Source organism: Vibrio sp. VPAP30 (assembly GCF_001188205.1).
In the GTDB taxonomy this organism is placed as follows: Bacteria; Pseudomonadota; Gammaproteobacteria; order Enterobacterales; family Vibrionaceae; genus Vibrio; species Vibrio bivalvicida.
In genome coordinates, this window is record NZ_LBLS01000043.1 from 537,394 (window position 1) to 555,880 (window position 18,487).

At 45.2% G+C, this 18,487-nt stretch carries 18 protein-coding genes; 16 read left to right on the forward strand and 2 right to left on the reverse strand.

What is annotated here, in order from left to right; genetic code table 11:
- Positions 1-14: 14 nt before the first annotated feature.
- Complete coding sequence (locus ZX61_RS22630) at positions 15-809, reverse strand: ABC transporter permease (RefSeq protein WP_049846836.1); 795 nt, start codon at positions 807-809, stop codon at positions 15-17.
- Between the two features lie 440 nt (positions 810-1,249).
- On the opposite strand from ZX61_RS22630, the gene torE reads away from it, so the two are divergent.
- The 3 genes from torE to torA are packed head-to-tail and all read left to right on the forward strand — an operon-like array spanning position 1,250 to position 5,151.
- A complete protein-coding gene (torE, locus tag ZX61_RS22635) occupies positions 1,250-1,429 on the forward strand; it encodes a trimethylamine N-oxide reductase system protein TorE (protein ID WP_049846837.1) in 180 nt (59 codons plus the stop codon).
- A gap of 50 nt (positions 1,430-1,479) precedes the next feature.
- A complete protein-coding gene (torC, locus tag ZX61_RS22640; RefSeq protein WP_049846838.1) occupies positions 1,480-2,664 on the forward strand; it encodes a pentaheme c-type cytochrome TorC in 1,185 nt (394 codons plus the stop codon).
- 24 nt (positions 2,665-2,688) lie between these two features.
- Positions 2,689-5,151: a trimethylamine-N-oxide reductase TorA gene (gene torA / locus ZX61_RS22645; RefSeq protein ID WP_049846839.1), complete on the forward strand. Its 2,463-nt coding sequence runs from the start codon at positions 2,689-2,691 to the stop codon at positions 5,149-5,151.
- 67 nt (positions 5,152-5,218) lie between these two features.
- Here the strand turns inward: torA and ZX61_RS22650 are convergent, their stop codons facing one another.
- Positions 5,219-5,959 (reverse strand): substrate-binding periplasmic protein, encoded by a 741-nt coding sequence (locus ZX61_RS22650; RefSeq protein WP_049846840.1) that lies wholly within the window; start codon positions 5,957-5,959, stop codon positions 5,219-5,221.
- Positions 5,960-6,314: 355 nt separating this feature from the next.
- Between ZX61_RS22650 and ZX61_RS22655 the strand changes: the two genes are divergently transcribed.
- The 13 genes from ZX61_RS22655 to tolR all read left to right on the forward strand — a co-directional run bounded on the left by ZX61_RS22655 (position 6,315) and on the right by tolR (position 18,486).
- The gene (locus ZX61_RS22655; protein WP_049846841.1) at positions 6,315-7,286 is read left to right on the forward strand and encodes a porin; all 972 of its coding nucleotides are present in this window, start codon (positions 6,315-6,317) and stop codon (positions 7,284-7,286) included.
- Positions 7,287-7,540: 254 nt separating this feature from the next.
- Positions 7,541-9,280, forward strand: a complete 1,740-nt coding sequence (locus tag ZX61_RS22660; protein WP_049847005.1) for a glycoside hydrolase family 36 protein — start codon at positions 7,541-7,543, stop codon at positions 9,278-9,280.
- A 53-nt stretch (positions 9,281-9,333) separates the two neighbouring features.
- Positions 9,334-9,855 carry a crossover junction endodeoxyribonuclease RuvC gene (gene ruvC, locus ZX61_RS22665; protein WP_049846842.1) on the forward strand — a complete coding sequence of 174 codons (522 nt, stop codon included), beginning with the start codon at positions 9,334-9,336 and terminating at the stop codon, positions 9,853-9,855.
- Between the two features lie 138 nt (positions 9,856-9,993).
- Positions 9,994-11,445 carry a methyl-accepting chemotaxis protein gene (locus ZX61_RS22670; protein WP_049846843.1) on the forward strand — a complete coding sequence of 484 codons (1,452 nt, stop codon included), beginning with the start codon at positions 9,994-9,996 and terminating at the stop codon, positions 11,443-11,445.
- A 78-nt stretch (positions 11,446-11,523) separates the two neighbouring features.
- Entirely contained in the window at positions 11,524-12,141 is a 618-nt protein-coding gene (gene ruvA, locus ZX61_RS22675; RefSeq protein ID WP_049846844.1) for a Holliday junction branch migration protein RuvA, read from the forward strand.
- A 15-nt stretch (positions 12,142-12,156) separates the two neighbouring features.
- Positions 12,157-13,161, forward strand: coding sequence for a Holliday junction branch migration DNA helicase RuvB (gene ruvB / locus ZX61_RS22680; protein WP_049846845.1), 1,005 nt, complete (start codon positions 12,157-12,159; stop codon positions 13,159-13,161).
- 457 nt (positions 13,162-13,618) lie between these two features.
- A complete protein-coding gene (gene cydA, locus ZX61_RS22685) occupies positions 13,619-15,205 on the forward strand; it encodes a cytochrome ubiquinol oxidase subunit I (RefSeq protein WP_049846846.1) in 1,587 nt (528 codons plus the stop codon).
- A gap of 13 nt (positions 15,206-15,218) precedes the next feature.
- Positions 15,219-16,355 carry a cytochrome d ubiquinol oxidase subunit II gene (gene cydB / locus ZX61_RS22690; RefSeq protein ID WP_049846847.1) on the forward strand — a complete coding sequence of 379 codons (1,137 nt, stop codon included), beginning with the start codon at positions 15,219-15,221 and terminating at the stop codon, positions 16,353-16,355.
- A 12-nt stretch (positions 16,356-16,367) separates the two neighbouring features.
- The gene (gene cydX / locus ZX61_RS23880) at positions 16,368-16,475 is read left to right on the forward strand and encodes a cytochrome bd-I oxidase subunit CydX (protein ID WP_000270284.1); all 108 of its coding nucleotides are present in this window, start codon (positions 16,368-16,370) and stop codon (positions 16,473-16,475) included.
- Positions 16,468-16,770 carry a cyd operon protein YbgE gene (gene ybgE, locus ZX61_RS22695; protein WP_049846848.1) on the forward strand — a complete coding sequence of 101 codons (303 nt, stop codon included), beginning with the start codon at positions 16,468-16,470 and terminating at the stop codon, positions 16,768-16,770. Before cydX ends, ybgE begins: the two co-directional genes overlap by 8 nt.
- Positions 16,771-16,944: 174 nt before the next feature.
- Positions 16,945-17,349, forward strand: coding sequence for a tol-pal system-associated acyl-CoA thioesterase (ybgC, locus tag ZX61_RS22700; protein WP_049847006.1), 405 nt, complete (start codon positions 16,945-16,947; stop codon positions 17,347-17,349).
- Positions 17,339-18,037, forward strand: coding sequence for a protein TolQ (gene tolQ / locus ZX61_RS22705; protein WP_049846849.1), 699 nt, complete (start codon positions 17,339-17,341; stop codon positions 18,035-18,037). The genes ybgC and tolQ overlap by 11 nt, the downstream gene beginning before the upstream one ends.
- Positions 18,038-18,042: 5 nt before the next feature.
- A complete protein-coding gene (tolR, locus tag ZX61_RS22710; RefSeq protein ID WP_049846850.1) occupies positions 18,043-18,486 on the forward strand; it encodes a protein TolR in 444 nt (147 codons plus the stop codon).
- Position 18,487: the final 1 nt, after the last annotated feature.

Below are 18,487 nucleotides of genomic sequence, written 5' to 3' on the forward strand. Positions count from 1 at the left end.
CTTTGCACAAACGATCAATGTGGAGGCTTGGTTTTGACTAATACTCTTCCTTCTTTGTTAATGCATCTTCTAATGGTTAGGTGCAAAGAGAGTGTCACCGAGACCGACATCATTACCAAGATCGCAACCATAATCATGATTTGGTACTTAATCGCAACAATTGGGCTAGCGCCCCCAAGGATTTGCCCTGTCATCATTCCTGGTAAAGTGACCAGCCCTGTGGCGCTCATCGTCGCTAGTGTGGGAGCGAGAGAACGACGAATGGCATCTTGAACAAAGGGTAAAGTGGCATACGAAGGTGAAGCCCCTAATGAGATAGCTGCTTCATATTCACTTTTTCGTTCTTCTATTGCGGTAAAGAAGTTTTGTAAAGCAACGATATTGCCGCTCATCGAGTTGCCGAGCAACATGCCAGCGAGAGGGATCACGTATTGAGTGCTATAGAAAGGTTGCGGTTGAATTACAACGAGCGAGATGACAGCTAGCATAGGGAATAAAGCGGTTGCTAAAGCCATAGTGACAGGAAATAGCAGCGTTCGTTTTGGGAGCGTAGCCTTTGCTATGATGGCACTCGCACCTATTAGAGTCATTATTACTAACCACAGAGTGTTAATGGCCAAGCTATTTAGTTGAAAAAGGTACTGAAGATAGATACCCACCATCAACAATTGCAAGGTCATCCGCGACACACTGATAATTGCCTCTTTACCTATCTTCAATTGATAGTGATGGCTTATAAGCAGAGGAACTGCTAGTAGGCTGAAAAATAGTGCTAAAACAGGCCAAGAGATATCTACCACACTGTCCATATTTTCTCCTTCAATCACGCCATTATTGTACGCGAAATTGCCTTTTCGTCACCCCATCTTGAAAGCCGAATTAGAGTAAGAAAGGGTCGTGAATTGAAACAAGCTTGTTACATTTGAACTAGAATTACCACGTAATAGGCGTGCCTCTAAAGTGGTAGATGTTTCGTCTTGCTACCAAATTGTTACGTAAAATGGTTGAGTTTTACGGGCTTGTTTCTGTTAATAATCATTCATATTTAGTGGCAAGTTTATATATACAATCACGATCAAACACATCTCGGGATGAGCTCAAAAAAGTATTGAATAACAAGGAATGAAAGGGCGTATTTGATTGAACCTTACAAAGAGTATGGTCTAACATTTCTTCTTAGAGATGGTAAAAAAAATTGGCTCGACCATAAGAGCTGACCAATAACACTAGATACAAAATAGGCAAATGTATGAGTGATGTTAACAAAATTGAGAGCGGTGAAAAACGTTCTCTGGAGTGGAAGTCTTTCCTCTTCATCGCGGTTGTTCTCTTTCCAATTTTGAGTGTGGCGTTCGTAGGTGGCTACGGATTCCTTATATGGATGCTGCAAGTATTCGTTATGGGACCGCCAGGCGTGCATGGCCTGTAAGCCATTGAGCTCAATTCCACATTTTTATAAAAATTTTAAGAGAGCAAATCATGAAATCATTGATCGTTAAACTGTGGCGTACCATGACGCGCCCAGCGGTTCATATCAGCCTAGGTGTGCTGACTATGGGCGGCTTTATCGCGGGTGTTATCTTTTGGGGTGGCTTCAATACCGCATTAGAAGCAACTAACACTGAAGAGTTTTGTATTAGCTGCCATACCATGCGTGACAACGTATACGTTGAACTACAAGACACTGTGCACTGGAAAAACCACTCTGGTGTTCGTGCAACGTGTCCAGACTGCCACGTTCCGCATAACTGGACAGATAAGATCGCGCGTAAGATGCAGGCTTCTAAAGAAGTGTTTGCCCAAGTGTTTGGTAACTATGATGAACCGGGTGTGTTTGAAGAGCGTCGTATCGAGCTTGCTAAACACGAGTGGGATCGTTTCTCTGCAAATAAGTCTCTAGAGTGTAAAAACTGCCACAACTACGAATCTATGGACTTCGAACAAATGTCGCCAACGGCTCGTATCCAGATGAAACAGGCTGCAGAGAAAGATCAAAGCTGTGTTGATTGCCACAAGGGTATTGCACATAACCTACCTGCTGGAATGGACAGTATTGGCGGTATCGTAGGTGATCTTGAGTCTATGGCTTCGAACACAAGCTACGATGTGGGTCAAACCCTTGTAAGCGTGCGCCACCTACCTATCTATTTCGATGCACAAGGCCAGAAAGAAGCAGGCCTTCTAAACCCTGCCTCTTCAGTGAAAGTACTTGAAGAAAAAGGTGAATTCGTTTCAATCGAAATTGATGGCTGGCGCAAGGCGAAAGGCTTTGGTCGCGTAATCCAAGAAGACTTTGGTAAAAACATTGCCGTTGCTTCTCTTCTTAAAGAAGCGTCGACAAATGACAGCATTGTTACAACTGGCGAGAAGAAAGTCGATGAACTGACAGGCCTTCCTTGGGAAAAAGTGGCAGCCACAGTATGGATTAAGAAAGAATCTATGCTAAATGACATTACTCCTGTTTGGGAAAAATCAGCAGAAGCTTACAAAACAAACTGTTCTGTGTGTCACACCCAGCCAGATGAAGCGCACTTTGATGCCAACACTTGGCCAGGTATGTTTGACGGTATGCTTGCATTCGTTAACCTAGATACAGACAGTGAAGCATTGATCTTGAAGTACTTACAGAAGCACTCTTCAGATTATGCTGAAGGCCACCACTAATAAGCGTCAGACGGAGTATTTGAAATGGCTATTACACGAAGAAGTTTTCTTAAAGGTGTAGCGACAACGAGCGCGGCATCAGTCATCGGTCCAAGCTTATTGGCATCTGCTTCTGCTAGCGCTGCAGAATCAACAGGTACTTGGAAGGTTACAGGTTCACACTGGGGCGCGTTTCGCGCCCACATCTACGCGGGTAAAGTTCAAGAGATCAAACCGTTAGAGCTAGATAAGAACCCGACAGAGATGCTGAACGGCATCAAGGGTATCATCTATAGCCCATCGCGTGTCCGTTACCCAATGGTACGCCTAGATTGGCTGAAGAAACATAAATACAGCGCCGACACTCGCGGTGACAACCGATTCATCCGTGTGACTTGGGATGAAGCAATCGATCTGTTCTACCGCGAGCTTGAGCGAGTACAAAAAGATTATGGTCCTTGGGCCCTGCACGCAGGTCAGACAGGTTGGAACCAAACTGGTGCATTCAACAACTGTACAGCGCATATGCAACGTGCGGTTGGTATGCACGGTAACTTCATTACTAAAGTAGGGGATTACTCTACAGGTGCAGGTCAAACCATCTTGCCATACGTACTAGGTTCAACTGAGGTATACGCACAAGGTACTTCTTGGTCTGAGATCCTAAAAAATGCAGATAACATCGTTCTTTGGGCAAATGACCCAGTGAAGAACCTGCAAGTTGGTTGGAACTGTGAAACGCACGAATCTTTCGACTATCTGTCTCAGCTAAAAGAGAAAGTAGCGAAAGGTGAGATCAACGTACTTTCTGTTGATCCAGTTAAGAACAAAACGCAGCGTTACCTAGAAAATGACCACCTGTACATCAACCCGATGACAGATGTGGCATTCATGCTTGCTGTTGCTCATGTGTTATACAACGAAGATCTGTACGACAAGAAGTTCATTGAGACTTACTGTCTTGGGTTTGCTGAGTTCATTCAATATGTTCAGGGTGAAACCAAAGATAAAGTGGTTAAAACGCCTGAATGGGCAGCCGAAATCTGTGGTGTTAAAGCTGACAAGATCCGCGAATTTGCTCGCATGCTAGTGAATGGTCGTACCCAAATCTTGATGGGTTGGTGTATCCAGCGTCAGGAGCATGGCGAACAGCCATACTGGGCAGCAGCGGTTGTCGCAGCTATGGTTGGTCAAATTGGTCTACCTGGTGGCGGTATTTCTTACGGCCATCACTACTCTAGTATCGGTGTTCCTTCAACTGGTTTTGCTGGTCCTGGTGGTTTCCCACGCAACCTTGACCAAGGTATGAAACCAAAATGGGACAACAATGACTTTAACGGTTACAGCCGCACAATCCCAGTTGCACGCTGGATTGACTGCTTACTTGAACCAGGTAAAGAGATCCGTTACAACGGCGGTAAAGTGAAGCTACCGGATTTCAAGATGATGGTAATTTCGGGTAACAACCCTTGGCACCACCACCAAGATCGCAACCGCATGAAGAAAGCATTCAAAAAGCTTCAGACTGTGGTAACGGTAGAGTTTGCTTGGACAGCAACATGTCGTTTCTCTGACATTGTTCTTCCTGCTTGTACTCAGTGGGAACGTAACGATATCGACGTATACGGTTCATACTCAAGCAAAGGTTTGGTCGCGATGCATCGCTTAGTGGATCCATTGTTCCAATCTAAGCCTGACTTCCAGATCATGAGTGAACTAACTCAACGCTTTGGTCGCCGTGATGAATACACACGTGGTATGAGCGAGATGGAGTGGATCGAGAGCCTGTACAACGACTGTAAGAAGTCTAACGAAGGTAAATTTGAGATGCCTGAGTTCGCTGAGTTCTGGGAACAAAGCGTGCTAGACTTCGGTCAAGGTAAACCTTGGGTTCGTCATGAAGCGTTCCGTAAAGACCCAGAGATCAACCCGTTAGGTACGCCATCTGGCTTTATCGAAATTACGTCGCGTAAGATCGGTCGCTACGGTTACGATCACTGTCAAGAGCACCCGATGTGGTTCGAGAAATCAGAGCGTTCACACGGTGGTCCAGGCTCTGATAAGCATCCGTACTGGCTACAGTCTTGTCACCCTGACAAGCGTCTGCACTCTCAGATGTGTGAGTCTGAAGAGTTCCGTGCAACGTATGCGGTGCAAGGTCGTGAGCCGGTATACATCAATCCAGTTGATGCGAAAGCGAAAGGAATTAAAGATGGTGACTTGGTCCGTGTATTCAACGACCGTGGTCAACTTTTGGCAGGCGCTGTTGTGACTGATAGCTACCCTAGTGGTGTTATCCGTATCGAGGAAGGTGCATGGTATGGTCCTCTAAATGAGAAAGAGGGTGCAATCTGTACTTATGGCGATCCAAACACGCTAACTCAAGATATCGGTTCTTCTGAACTAGCGCAGGCAACATCGGCTAACACCTGTATCGTTGACTTTGAGAAGTTCAAAGGCAAAGTTCCACCAGTGACTTCATTCGGTGGCCCAATCGAAGTGGCGTAATCGACACTAGAATTAAAAATACCAGCCAAGCGGCTGGTATTTTTTTATCTGTAGTTTGCTATTTAACTTATTCTGCTAATCCATATTTAATTTTTAGCAACTGAAGTTGGCGGTCACCGTGAGCCTTAAAATAAGCATTGAGTGCTGCGACGATCTTTTGCGCTTCGGGGTGGTTTTTTCTAATTGCTGCGTAGAGTGGGGTTGTATCTAAATAGATCGGGCTAAAACTCAGTTTCGAAGCATCTACTCTCATTTCTTTAATTGTCCAGCGACCAACGGCTTCGTCGGTGACTAGGACATCTGCTCTATCCGTCAGGATAAGGCGAATACTATTAGGTAAATGAATCGAGCTAACCGGAATTAGTTCTTGGTAATCTACAAGTTGTGCTCCGTAGGCGTAGTTATCGATCATCGCCACGCGAACTCCAGCCAAGCTATGGAGAGATGAAAACTCGAAATTGGCGTCTTGGCGTGAAACGACCGCCATTTTATTGTGCATGTACATATCAGTAAAAATGTAATCTCTAGCTCTCTGATCTGTTTTCCAGATCGCGATGATTACGTCATTTTTGCCATTGATGGTTTCTTTAAGAACACGTGTCCAAGGCTTGACCGAGTACTCAACTTCAAAGCCAGCTGAAACCAACCCTTCAATCACCAGGTCATGGGCTATACCACTGCCCAGAGCAGAGTTCATAACGTAGGGTGGCCACAAGTCTTGGGCGACTTTTATCGGCTCGGCAAGGGGAAGGCTACTCCAAAGCCATAAGATGCCAAGAATGAGTTTGTTCGATTTGTATCTTTTCACCTGATATGTCCATCTATCAACTCACCCTTAAGTTTAGGCATAGATAACTAAAAATGTGCTTTAGATACGATAAGTATCGGTACTTTTTACTTGATGTTTTGAACTTTACCAGTCGCTTAATCCGGCACATTCGGCTTCCCTAACTGTTTAGCTATGGCAGTGAAACCCACGATTCACCTAACTTTACAGCTAGCCATTAGAGATATTTAGCTTTTGACCAAACCCTTAATCACAATAAGAGGGCTGCTTTTTTAGTGATTCATTTGTTAATCATTGTCAGCACCAATAGTTTTTGTTTTCAGAGCGATCAGATGGCTTTTGACGCTCATAAATAAAAATCTATAGGAACAAAGAAATGAAAAAGACAGCACTAGCAGTAGCACTATCTCTTGTAGCCGGTTCAGCAGTAGCAGCAGAAGCGCTTTCAGGTGATCAATTTACCGTTTCTGGAGAGTTTGCGATTGGTGGCTATTACCAAGAAGACCGTAAAGAAAACGGCGCGGTAAACAACGTTGAACAGCAGAAAGATGAAGAATTCTACAACGGTGGCGTAACGGGGTTCGATATTTTTGCTGACTACGAAAACGGTAACATTGTTGGTAAGTTTGGTGGTGAGTTTGATGTTGAAGATGACTACGGCACGTCAGATTCAACGTTTACGATCACTGATACTTGGGTAGGCTACAAAACGGGTGCTGGTGTAGCGTCTATTGGTTACGCAAATGACACCGCTCTTGATGCAGTAGATGGCGCAGCTGACAAAACAATCGAGTTCCTATGGTCTCCAAACGATGCCTCTGATGCACGTCAAGTTGTGAAATTTGAAGGCGACAAAGAAGGTGTTAAATACGGTATCTCATACTTCGGCGACCGTAACTATGAAGGTACAGACCGTCAAAGTGGTTACAACGGCTACCTAGGCTACGAAAACGAAACCTTTATGGTTAACCTTGGTTACGAAGACAACGATGAAACTGAAGGTGATACAGACAAACTATACCTAGTTAACGGTGCGGTTAACCTAGGTGCGGTCGGTATTGGTGCGACATTCGCAGAAGAAGAGTTTGCAGACGGCAAAAAAGTGAAAATGTACAACACGTCAGTTGGCTACACACTTGATGCGCTTTACCTAGCAGCAGGCTATGTCACGATTGAAGATACTCGCGAAGCGGTTAACTTCGGTGGTTCTTATGCGTTTACCTCGAACTTCACTGCGCTGGTTGATATCGCTTACCACGTGTCTGATGAGGGTTACAACTCTGCGACAGGCGTTGGCGCTGAGAAAGGTGATATCGAGTCATTCCTAAAACTGGCTTACGCATTCTAAATTAAAGTTCGTCTCTACGTTTTTAGCCCACGTCAGTGGGCTTTTTAAAGCAGGATGCTTGATGCATAATCCACTGCCTTTTCACCCTCCGGAGTTGGAGGGTTTTTTCGTCTGTCAATGAGACAGATTCAATCTTCTGATCTATCAGGATGGCAGAAACGTGATCGTCGTATAGCTATGTGTTGTTGGGCAAATAGACAATGACGTGCGCCAGTGCTCTAATTGAGACAAATAACTACAAAGCTGAGCGTTATATGTCGCAAGTCCTGCACTTAGCCAATGAGCGTATCATTCGGATCCCCAACAGTGATCTTTCTGCCGAGCTAAACGGCAATCAAGTCTCCTTTAATTATCGTGGTTTATCCAACGAACCTATCTCCGAGCAGTATCTACTCTTTGACACTGACTTTGATTTTGAACGTCGCGCAACACTGCTTGGTGATGGCTTTCAAATGTTGGCTCAGACGACAGGTACTTTTGATGACCCAGTGGATATTGGGCGTTGCCCAGATAATAGTTCGAGCTATCGTATCTATTCGTCTCAAGAGCCTAAACGTTACTATAACTACTTGGTGGTCGAAGACTCATTAGGCTACGCCTTGTTTGGCTTTACTTCGTGTCACCGGTTTGCAGGTTACTTCACCATCAGTCATCGAGAAGGGCAATTGAAAATCAATGCTTATATTGATGGTGAACAGACTGCCCCCCAAGATTGGTCAACGACTTGCTTAGAGTCAGTTGTAGCTCTGAGAGGAGATTCGTTGTCTGAGTTGTATGAGCAATACAGCCAATTGATTCAGAGCCACCATCCAATTAGAGCAGGGGTGAAACAAGACTCACCATTAGGTTGGTGTTCTTGGTATGCCTATTATGCTGAGGTAACAGAGCAAAACATCCATGCCAACGTAGAGCAAATGCGTGAGCATCTCAAATCATTTGACTATGTACTTTTAGATGATGGATACCAAGCCTATATGGGTGATTGGCTAACGCCGTCTGAAAAATTCCCTTCAGGGATCAAGTCTGTGCTAAGAGAGATTCGCGCAAATGGTAAGAAACCGGCGATTTGGATGGCTCCTTTTATTGTTCAACCCGAATCTGAGGTGTTTCGACAGCACCCGGATTGGTTTGTTCGCCACAGTGATGGCCGCTTGCTGAAAGCAGAAGATGTCACTTACGCAGGTTGGCGTTGTACACCTTGGTACATCTTAGATACGACCAATCTAGAAGTGCAAGAACATCTAACTCGCGTTGTGCGTACTATGCGTGAAGAGTGGGGCGTTGAGATGTTTAAACTCGACGCCAATTACTGGGGCACGTTAAAAGGTGTTCGTAGTCAGTCCGGTGTGACGGGCGTTGAAGCCTATCGATTAGGTATGCAGGCCATTATAGAGGGCGCAGGCGAGGCGTTGGTCCTTGGCTGTAATGCACCAATGTGGCCTTCACTAGGGCTGGTGGATGCCATGCGAGTCTCTGACGATGTAGAGCGCTGTGCGACGCGTTTCGAGCAAATTGCCAAAGAGACATTTTACCGCAGTTGGCAGCACCGAAAACTGTGGCAGATTGATCCTGACTGCGCAACCTTTGTCTCTTTGGCTAATCAAGCCACAGAGAGAAAGTACTACGAATTTCACCGAGATGCCTTGTTGGCGAGCGGTGGTCTGTTGCTTTCTGGTGATCCACTTACTGATCTAACACCGTTTGCCAAGCGGACATTGGCGAAGTTGACGATTCGGCACAGACATAATCAAGATGCGGCGAGATTTACCGCCCTCAATCTTCATCATGCATTTTTGCAACTGACTGAGCGTAATGATCTTCATTGCCTGTTTAATTATCACAACACAGCTCGCGAGGTGACACTAACCGCCAATTTCCCCGTCAACTGGTATGATTATTGGACAGGTGAGAAGCTCGTCAATGAGCCAACGCAAGTCCTCGAGGTCGGTTTAGAATCTGGGTTGTCGAGCAGAGCGATAATTACCTCGCTATAGCGCTTTGGCTAGATTAAGATGTCGGGCTAGATTTAGCGATAACAAAGAAAACAATGTCAATCATACTAGGTATTGACCCAGGTTCGCGTATCACTGGTTATGGAGTGATTCGTCAAACGGGTCGTCATCTGCAATATCTTGGTAGCGGCTGTATTCGTACCTCTGAAAAAGAGCTACCCGGGCGTCTTAAGCAAATTTACGCGGGCGTTTCTGAGATCATCACTCAGTTTCAACCCGATGTATTTGCTATCGAGCAGGTGTTTATGGCTCGCAATGCAGACTCGGCGCTTAAACTTGGTCAAGCACGCGGTAGCGCTATTGTTGCCGCGGTAAATGCTGAACTACCTGTCTACGAGTACGCCGCTCGTTTGATCAAGCAAGCGGTCGTAGGAACGGGAGCGGCTGACAAAGAACAAGTACAGCATATGGTTCAACATATGCTTAAGTTACCTTCGAAACCTCAGGCTGATGCTGCTGACGCTCTAGGGGTGGCTATTTGTCATGCCAACACTAACAAAACACTGGTTGCACTTGCTGGCAAAGCGACCAGTGCAAGACGGGGGCGTTACCGTTAGCCATTCCACATTATTTGCTTCCTATTGATTCAAAACTGAGACATATAAAACAGATCTGAATATGAGGTTTGTTATAAAAATGTTGCATTAATATAGTGGTCAGAGGTCTAACAAAATATCAATCAAGGAAGATTGAAAATGAACCCTGTCAACTTATGGCGACGACTTTGCATGCCAGCACAATCTCAATGGACAAAAAATCAACAGCGCCAGGCGGATACCCTTTCCCTCTTTACTTTCATTGCGTTTTTTGTCGGTATTTATAGCCTGATCAAATGGTCTAAACACGGTCATGACAGCTTAATCATGACGTCGGTACTTTTGATTGGCTTCGAACTGGCGGCAGTGGCTTGCTTAAAAGCGATTAAAAATCCTACCTTTGCGCTTAATCTTGGTTTTATTGGCATGTCAGTTCATGCACTAAATATTATTTACCAAAGTGGTGGCGTGGTTGAATCCACCCAAACGTATTGGGTACCACTACTAGTGGTTGCGTTCTTTTTGTCTGGTACGAGAGGGATGGCAATCAGTTGGAGTGTTACCGTTATAGTGTGTGCTGCGTTCATGACCTATATGCATGTATCAGGAAGCGAATTTCCAGTGTTAGAGCTATCTGAATCTGCACGGCGCGTCGAGATCTGGTCGGGTACTGTGCTGCCTCTTGCTGTGATCTGTATTGCTCAGGCCTTTACCGCCAAGCAGAGAGATAGAGCGATCGAAATTGCAGAGCAAGCTAAAAGTGATAGTGAAGTCATTGCTGAAAAAGCGACGCTTGGTGAGCAAAGTCTATCGCATGTATTGGCGCAAGCAAACCAAAACTCATTGCAACTAAAAGATGTATCTCAAACCCTTGAGTCACAGTCGCTTACCTTAGACGATCAGGTCTCTAATTTGAACATTAACTGTGAATCCCAAGCTAGTGCAGCCGAGCAGATGAGTCAGCAGGTTCATCAGTTAGCAGAAGGAATCGAAGGCTCGACGCGATTTGTTGATGAGTTAAGAGAACGGAGTGATGCCGTTCACCAACAAGCAGAAACAAGCTCACAACTGCTTGAAGACTCTACCTCTGCAATAAGCCAGATTATTGGTAGCCATCAAGAGATCATGAAGGTCGCTGATCTGATCACCTCAGTTGCCGAGCAAACTAATCTGCTAGCACTTAATGCGGCGATTGAAGCCGCACGGGCAGGGGAGCAAGGTCGTGGTTTTGCGGTGGTTGCTGAGCAAGTACGTGACTTATCAGCTAAAAGCAGCCATTCCGCCGTTGAGATAAGAAACCTGCTTGATAGAAGCGAAAAGGAAGTCAAGCATGGTCAAGATGTGGTCAATTCAAGCGCGGGGAAAATGAGATCTATGATTGCTGAGGTCTCGGCAATTTCGCAAGACGTGAATGGATTAGCGAATATCATGTCAAATCAGATGCTGGCATTGAAAGAGCTTGATCAAGCCAGTAGCGAAGTCGCCAACGGTGTGGTTGAAACCAAAACCATCTCAGAACATGTGGCGCAAAATGGCGCTCATTTGACCGCACAGGTCGATGCAGTCCGAACCCTAACTTCTCAACTCGATCAAGTGGTCTCAAAAATCTAATCTCATTCAATAAAGAACTGGATGTCTATCCAGTTCTTTATTATCCTGTCGCAAATTCATTTCTAAAGAGTCATCACCGTGATTGGACGTCTGCGCGGCATTCTTATTGAGAAACAACCCCCTGAATTACTGATTGAAGTCAATGGCATTGGCTATGAAGTCCAAATGCCGATGAGCTGCTTCTATGAGCTACCGAATATCGGCGAAGAAGCCATCATCTATACTCATTTTGTTGTACGCGAAGATGCGCAGCTACTGTATGGTTTCAACACGGTGAAAGAGCGTGCGTTGTTCCGAGAAGTGATTAAAGCCAATGGTGTTGGTCCTAAACTTGGCTTAGCTATTCTTTCAGGGATGACAGCAAGTCAATTTGTTGCCAGTGTTGAACGTGAAGATGTCTCAACATTAGTTAAGTTGCCTGGCGTAGGTAAGAAAACAGCAGAACGCTTAGTGGTCGAAATGAAAGATCGCTTAAAAGGTTGGAGCGCCGGTGACTTGTTTACTCCATTTACCGATGCAGCACCAGTAGACTCTGCTCCGCAACCTGCTCAGTCTAATGCCGAAGAAGAAGCGATCAGTGCACTGCTTGCACTTGGTTACAAGCCGACTCAGGCGTCTAAAGTGGTTTCTCAGGTTAAAATGGAAGACATGAGTAGTGAGCAGCTTATCCGTGAAGCGCTGAAATCGATGGTATAGAGAAAGGCTTGAATAATGATAGAAGCGGATCGCTTAATAGCACCAGATAACACGGTTTATAAAGAAGAGGATGTGATCGATCGTGCGATACGTCCTAAAAAGCTTGAAGACTATAAAGGTCAAGATCATGTTCGTAGTCAGATGGAGATCTTCATTAAGGCAGCACAGCTACGTAATGAAGCGCTCGATCATCTGTTGATATTTGGTCCACCAGGATTGGGGAAAACCACCTTAGCGAACATTGTCGCCAATGAAATGGAAGTGAATATCCGTACCACATCTGGACCTGTATTGGAAAAAGCAGGGGATTTAGCCGCGCTTTTAACCAACTTAGAAGAAAACGATGTGCTATTCATTGATGAGATCCACCGTCTTAGCCCTATGGTAGAAGAGGTGCTTTATCCCGCAATGGAAGACTACCAGCTTGATATTATGATCGGCGAAGGTCCGGCTGCTCGCTCTATAAAAATTGACTTGCCTCCATTTACTCTGATTGGCGCAACGACGCGTGCAGGCTCATTGACCTCACCATTGCGTGATCGCTTTGGTATAACTCAACGTTTGGAGTATTACAAGATCCCGGATCTGCAAAACATTGTTCAGCGCAGTGCCGACTGTCTAGGTTTGTCGATGGAATCTGAAGGGGCACTAGAAGTGGCAAGACGCGCCCGCGGTACACCACGAATAGCCAACCGATTACTACGTCGCGTTCGTGACTACGCGGAAGTGAAAGGTAATGGCCATATTTGTGCCGATGTTGCCGACAAAGCACTGAATATGCTCGACGTGGACGCGCAAGGCTTCGACTATATGGATAGAAAGCTGCTTCTGGCAATAATGGAGAAGTTTGCTGGCGGCCCTGTAGGGTTAGATAACATGGCGGCAGCGATAGGTGAGGAAAAAGACACCATAGAAGATGTCCTAGAGCCTTACCTCATTCAGCAAGGCTACCTCCAACGAACGCCACGAGGAAGAATTGCCACGGATCGCGCCTATCTTCATTTCGGAATTGAAAAATAAGTTTTCAGTAGCCAGCTCTCAGAAGCTGGCTTTTTAATTTGGTGATCTATATCACACTAATGTAATTTACTTACTACTTAATAGGTAGCGCAATTGAGTGACTTGTTAACTGCTTGTTTTGCATAAATACTTAGCACCCTTGCGGCAATAACCCCTTCGTAACAAAATGACCTTCAAACTATTGATACAGATCAATGTGATGGAATTTTAATCAAAAATGCCGAACAAAACTTGATACAAATCAAAGCGAACTTTGGCTATAAACCTTTTGAAACAACCCGTTTTTAGCAGTAATATTAGCCGCAGCTATATTAGCTGATGCTTAACAATTAACTAACCATTACGGTACATTTTTGCAACAGAGTGACTATCTTTGATAACACTATCTAAGTAGTTCAACCTTTAATAACAATGCATTAATGTAAAAAGTGTCTTCAGCCGACACATAGGAGTAATCATGATCGATGTTGTTGATCTATCGCGACTGCAGTTTGCACTGACAGCGATGTATCACTTCCTATTCGTACCGTTGACTCTAGGTATGGCCTTCTTACTGGCCATCATGGAATCAATGTACGTAATGACGAACAAGCAAATCTATAAGGACATGACAAAGTTCTGGGGTAAGCTATTCGGTATTAACTTTGCACTTGGTGTGGCTACCGGCCTTACCATGGAGTTCCAGTTTGGTACTAACTGGTCTTACTATTCGCATTACGTAGGTGATATTTTCGGTGCACCTTTGGCGATCGAAGCCCTAGTAGCCTTCTTCTTGGAATCTACCTTTGTTGGTCTTTTCTTCTTTGGCTGGGATCGTCTTTCTAAACGTCAACACCTTGTGGTTACTTGGTTAGTTGCTCTAGGCTCTAACTTCTCTGCACTTTGGATCCTGGTAGCAAACGGCTGGATGCAAAACCCAGTTGGCGCAGAATTTAACTTTGAAACCATGCGTATGGAAATGGTGAGCTTTGCTGAGGTTGTTCTAAACCCAGTTGCTCAGGTTAAATTTGTTCACACCGTGGCATCTGGCTACACGACTGGTGCAATGTTCATTCTAGGCATCAGCTCATACTACCTACTAAAAGGTCGTGACATCGCATTCGCTCGTCGTTCATTTGCTATCGCAGCATCTTTCGGTATGGCAGCTATCTTGTCGGTTATCGTTCTTGGTGATGAATCAGGCTACGAGCTTGGTGAAGTTCAAAAAGTGAAACTAGCCGCAGTAGAAGCTGAATGGCACACAGAACCAGCCCCAGCAGCATTCACACTGTTTGGCTTACCAAACCAAGATGAGATGCATACCGACTACGCAATCAAGATTCCATATGTGATGGGTATCATCGCAACACGTTCTCTTGATGAGCAGGTTACAGGTCTGCGTGATCTACGTGATGATCACGTTGATCGTATTCGTACGGGTATGTATGCGTATGAGCTTCTAGAGAAGCTACGTGCTGGTGACAAGTCAGAAGAGAACATGGCAGCGTTTGATGAAGTGAAAGGCGACCTAGGTTATGGCCTGCTTCTTAAGCGTTACACGGAAAATGTCGTTGATGCGACAGAAGAGCAAATTCAAGCGGCAGCGGATGATTCTATCCCTACTGTTTGGCCTCTATTCTGGTCATTCCGTATCATGGTAGCGTGTGGCTTTATTATGCTATTCGTATTCGGTGCTGCATTCGTGCAAACGTGCCGCCAAAAAATTGAGCAGAAACCTTGGATTCTGAAAGCGGCTCTATTCAGTATTCCTCTTCCTTGGATTGCAATTGAAGCAGGTTGGTTCGTTGCAGAGTACGGTCGTCAGCCATGGGCGGTAGGTGAAATCCTTCCGACACATGTAGCAGCTTCAGCTCTGACAATAGGTGAACTTTGGACTTCTCTATTTGCCATCATTGCGCTGTATACAGTGTTCCTGATCGCAGAAGTTTACTTAATGCTTAAATTTGCACGTAAAGGTCCTAGCAGCCTGAAAACGGGTCGCTACCACTTCGAACAAAACGCTGACTCTGTTGAAGACAAAGTTGGTCGTTCAGTCGAAGTATAAGTGAGGGAATATTATGTTTGATTACGAAATCTTACGACTTATTTGGTGGATTCTGATTGGTGTTTTACTGGTTGGCTTCGCCGTAACTGATGGCTTCGACATGGGTGTTGCTACACTTTCACCTGTTATCGGTAAGAGCGACACTGAACGCCGTATTATGCTCAACACTATTGCCCCACACTGGGATGGTAACCAAGTTTGGCTAATTACAGCGGGTGGCGCATTGTTTGCTGCATGGCCTCTAGTTTACGCAACGTCGTTTTCTGGATTCTATCTAGCAATGTACGTGACCCTAGCTGCACTTTGGTTACGTCCACTGGCTCTTGATTACCGTTCTAAGATTGAAGATCCAAAATGGCGTAAGGCGTGGGACTACGCACTTTGCTTTAGTGGTACTGTTCCGCCAATCATCTTCGGTGTCGCATTTGGTAACCTGCTTCAAGGTGTACCATTTGAGCTAAACGATCTGCTAATGTCACAGTACAAAGGTTCGTTCTTCGCGCTACTAAACCCATTCGCGCTACTTTGTGGCGTGCTTAGCCTGATGTTATTCGTACTACAAGGTGCGACTTGGCTTCAGATGAAGACAACAGAAGCGCTACACTTACGTGCGCGCAATGTTGCTCAAATAGCGGGTCTAGTTGCGACGGCATTGTTTGTTTTAGGTGGTTTCTGGGTTCAATCAATCGATGGTTACGTGATTACAAGTACTATCGATACCATGGCAGCGTCGAACCCACTGAATAAAGAAGTGGCAATCCAGGCAGGTGCATGGATGCAGAACTTTGAAACTTACCCAGCAATGTGGGCAGCACCAGTTATTGGTGTGCTAATGCCGCTATTGGCTGTATTCGCTTCTCGCATTGAACGTGGCGGTTTTGCTTTCTTGTTCTCAAGCCTAGCGAACGCAGGTGTGATTCTGACGGCAGGTTTTGCGATGTTCCCATTCGTCATGCCTTCAAGCCTGGTACCTAGCCACAGCTTAACTATGTGGGATTCAACAGCAAGTGAACTGACACTTGGTCTGATGACGCTAGTAGCAGCAGTGATGGTACCTGTGATTCTTGGCTACACGACTTGGACATACTACAAAATGTTTGGTCGTCTTGATAAGAAACACATCGAAGACAACGACGTTTCAGCTTACTAAGGAGCAACGATTATGTGGTATTTCGCATGGATTCTGGGTGTATTACTCGCTTGTGCATTCGGTATCATTAACGCTCTTTGGTTAGAGCACTCTGAAATGATGGATAAAGACAGTGAGTGATCTCGCTGCGCAGGTAGCTAAGCTACATGCACCTGTTGATAAGGTTCTGTTTCGAGCCTTATCTCTGGTTCTTGGTTTTTACCATGTCGCTATGGTGATGTGGGATCCAGAACTGTATTCCGCTTCAATTGGTGGGTTCAATGCCATTATTTCGCCAATGCTGATCTGGGCGGTTTGCTCTAGCATGGTGTTTGGTCTTGGTTTTAAACCTCGCAATTGGTACTGGCAGGTGCTGTTTAGCCCATATTGTTCTCTTACGATTCTTATCTACCTAACGGTACTTCGTTTGATCTAGGGGCTAAACTCCGCTCATTTTGTTTAAAAAAAGCGCGACGCATTGAATGGGTTGCGCTTTTTTTTGTTTCAAGCTTTGAATTCACTTATTAACGCTTGCATAGACAGTAATGAGTTGCGTTATAGTAACCGTCTAGAACAACAAGTTGTGGACGCTAACGTGCAAGAGCATGGAATGACATTTGAGTGGCCGGTGACGGTTTATTATGAAGATACCGATGCTGGTGGACTGGTATACCATTCGAACTATCTCAAGTTCTTTGAACGAGCTAGAACCGAACTGCTTCGAACAATTGGCGTATCTCAGCAGGTCCTATTGGAACAAAACATCGGTTTCGTAGTCCGACACATTGACATCGATTTTTTGCAGGGGGCTCGTATTGACGATCACCTTACCGTAAGGACGCAAATCGCTGACCTTAAAAAAGCGACACTCTGTTTCTGTCAGGAGATCGTTAATCCTGACGGTAAGATATTGTGTAAGGCAATGGTTAAGGTAGCATGTATCGACAATATAAAAATGAGGCCGAAAGCAATGCCTCAATCAATAGTTATGGAGTTAACTAATAGTGACCGCTGATATTTCGATGCTAGACCTTTTCTTGCAGGCGAGCCTGCTTGTAAAAATGGTTATGCTGATCCTTTTAGGCATGTCGATTGTTTCTTGGGCAATGATCATAAAACGCAGCAAAGTGTTATCTCAAGCTTCTAAAGAGACAGAAACCTTCGAAGACAAGTTTTGGTCAGGTACCGATCTGTCGATTCTTTATCAAAATGCCAAGAAGCGTAAAGACGACTTAGCGGGAACAGAAGAGATCTTCTATTCAGGCTTTACTGAGTTTGCCAGATTACGTAAATCCAACGCAGATTCTCCAGACTTCATTATGGAAGGCACTGGCCGTTCAATGCGTGTCGCCGTGGCGCGTGAAGTCGACGAACTTGAAACCAACCTACCATTCTTAGCTACTGTTGGTTCTATCAGCCCTTATATTGGCCTGTTTGGTACTGTTTGGGGCATTATGCATGCTTTCATTGCTTTGGGTGAAGTCAAACAGGCGACACTCGCAATGGTTGCCCCTGGTATCGCTGAAGCGCTAGTTGCAACGGCGATGGGTCTGTTTGCAGCAATTCCAGCGGTAATGGCATATAACCGATTCAGCAGTAAAGTGGGTAAGCTAGAGCACAATTACGCAACCTTCTCAGAAGAGTTCCACAGTATTTTGCACCGTCAAGCAATGGCTGGTCGCGATACTGCAAGTAAGGAATAGTTGCTATGGCTGGTTACCAACCTAAAAAGCGCAAAATGACTGCCGAGATTAACGTTGTGCCTTATATCGACGTTATGTTGGTTCTTCTGATCATTTTCATGGTGACTTCACCCTTTGTTACACAAGGGGTCGACGTTGAACTGCCAAAAACCGCTACGGCTAAGCCAGCTTCTGACCTCGCAGGTGATAGCGATGCAAGCTTTATCATTGTCGAGATAGACAAAGACGGAAACCTTGGCCTAAGTGTCAACGATGAAGAAGTTACGCGAGGCATCTCACTGCAAGATATGATCGTACGTGTGAAAGCTGAATTGTCTTTAAAACCTGATTCACCCGTAGCGGTGGGCGGTGATGCCGCTACGCCTTATGCAGAAGTCGTATTGGTATTAGACGAATTGAGTCGTGCAGGCATTCCGAAAGTCGGTTTGCTGACAGATATTAAGGAATAAT

Coding starts and splice junctions, on each gene's coding strand:
- ybgC (WP_049847006.1), top strand. CDS start 16,945: ATGACATTTGAGTGGCCGGTGACGGTTTATTATGAAGATACCGATGCT.
- ZX61_RS22655 (WP_049846841.1), top strand. CDS start 6,315: ATGAAAAAGACAGCACTAGCAGTAGCACTATCTCTTGTAGCCGGTTCA.
- ZX61_RS22670 (WP_049846843.1), top strand. CDS start 9,994: ATGAACCCTGTCAACTTATGGCGACGACTTTGCATGCCAGCACAATCT.
- ZX61_RS22630 (WP_049846836.1), bottom strand. CDS start 809: ATGGACAGTGTGGTAGATATCTCTTGGCCTGTTTTAGCACTATTTTTC.
- ZX61_RS22660 (WP_049847005.1), top strand. CDS start 7,541: ATGTCGCAAGTCCTGCACTTAGCCAATGAGCGTATCATTCGGATCCCC.
- torE (WP_049846837.1), top strand. CDS start 1,250: ATGAGTGATGTTAACAAAATTGAGAGCGGTGAAAAACGTTCTCTGGAG.
- cydX (WP_000270284.1), top strand. CDS start 16,368: ATGTGGTATTTCGCATGGATTCTGGGTGTATTACTCGCTTGTGCATTC.
- ruvC (WP_049846842.1), top strand. CDS start 9,334: ATGTCAATCATACTAGGTATTGACCCAGGTTCGCGTATCACTGGTTAT.
- torA (WP_049846839.1), top strand. CDS start 2,689: ATGGCTATTACACGAAGAAGTTTTCTTAAAGGTGTAGCGACAACGAGC.
- cydB (WP_049846847.1), top strand. CDS start 15,219: ATGTTTGATTACGAAATCTTACGACTTATTTGGTGGATTCTGATTGGT.
- torC (WP_049846838.1), top strand. CDS start 1,480: ATGAAATCATTGATCGTTAAACTGTGGCGTACCATGACGCGCCCAGCG.
- cydA (WP_049846846.1), top strand. CDS start 13,619: ATGATCGATGTTGTTGATCTATCGCGACTGCAGTTTGCACTGACAGCG.
- ruvB (WP_049846845.1), top strand. CDS start 12,157: ATGATAGAAGCGGATCGCTTAATAGCACCAGATAACACGGTTTATAAA.
- tolR (WP_049846850.1), top strand. CDS start 18,043: ATGGCTGGTTACCAACCTAAAAAGCGCAAAATGACTGCCGAGATTAAC.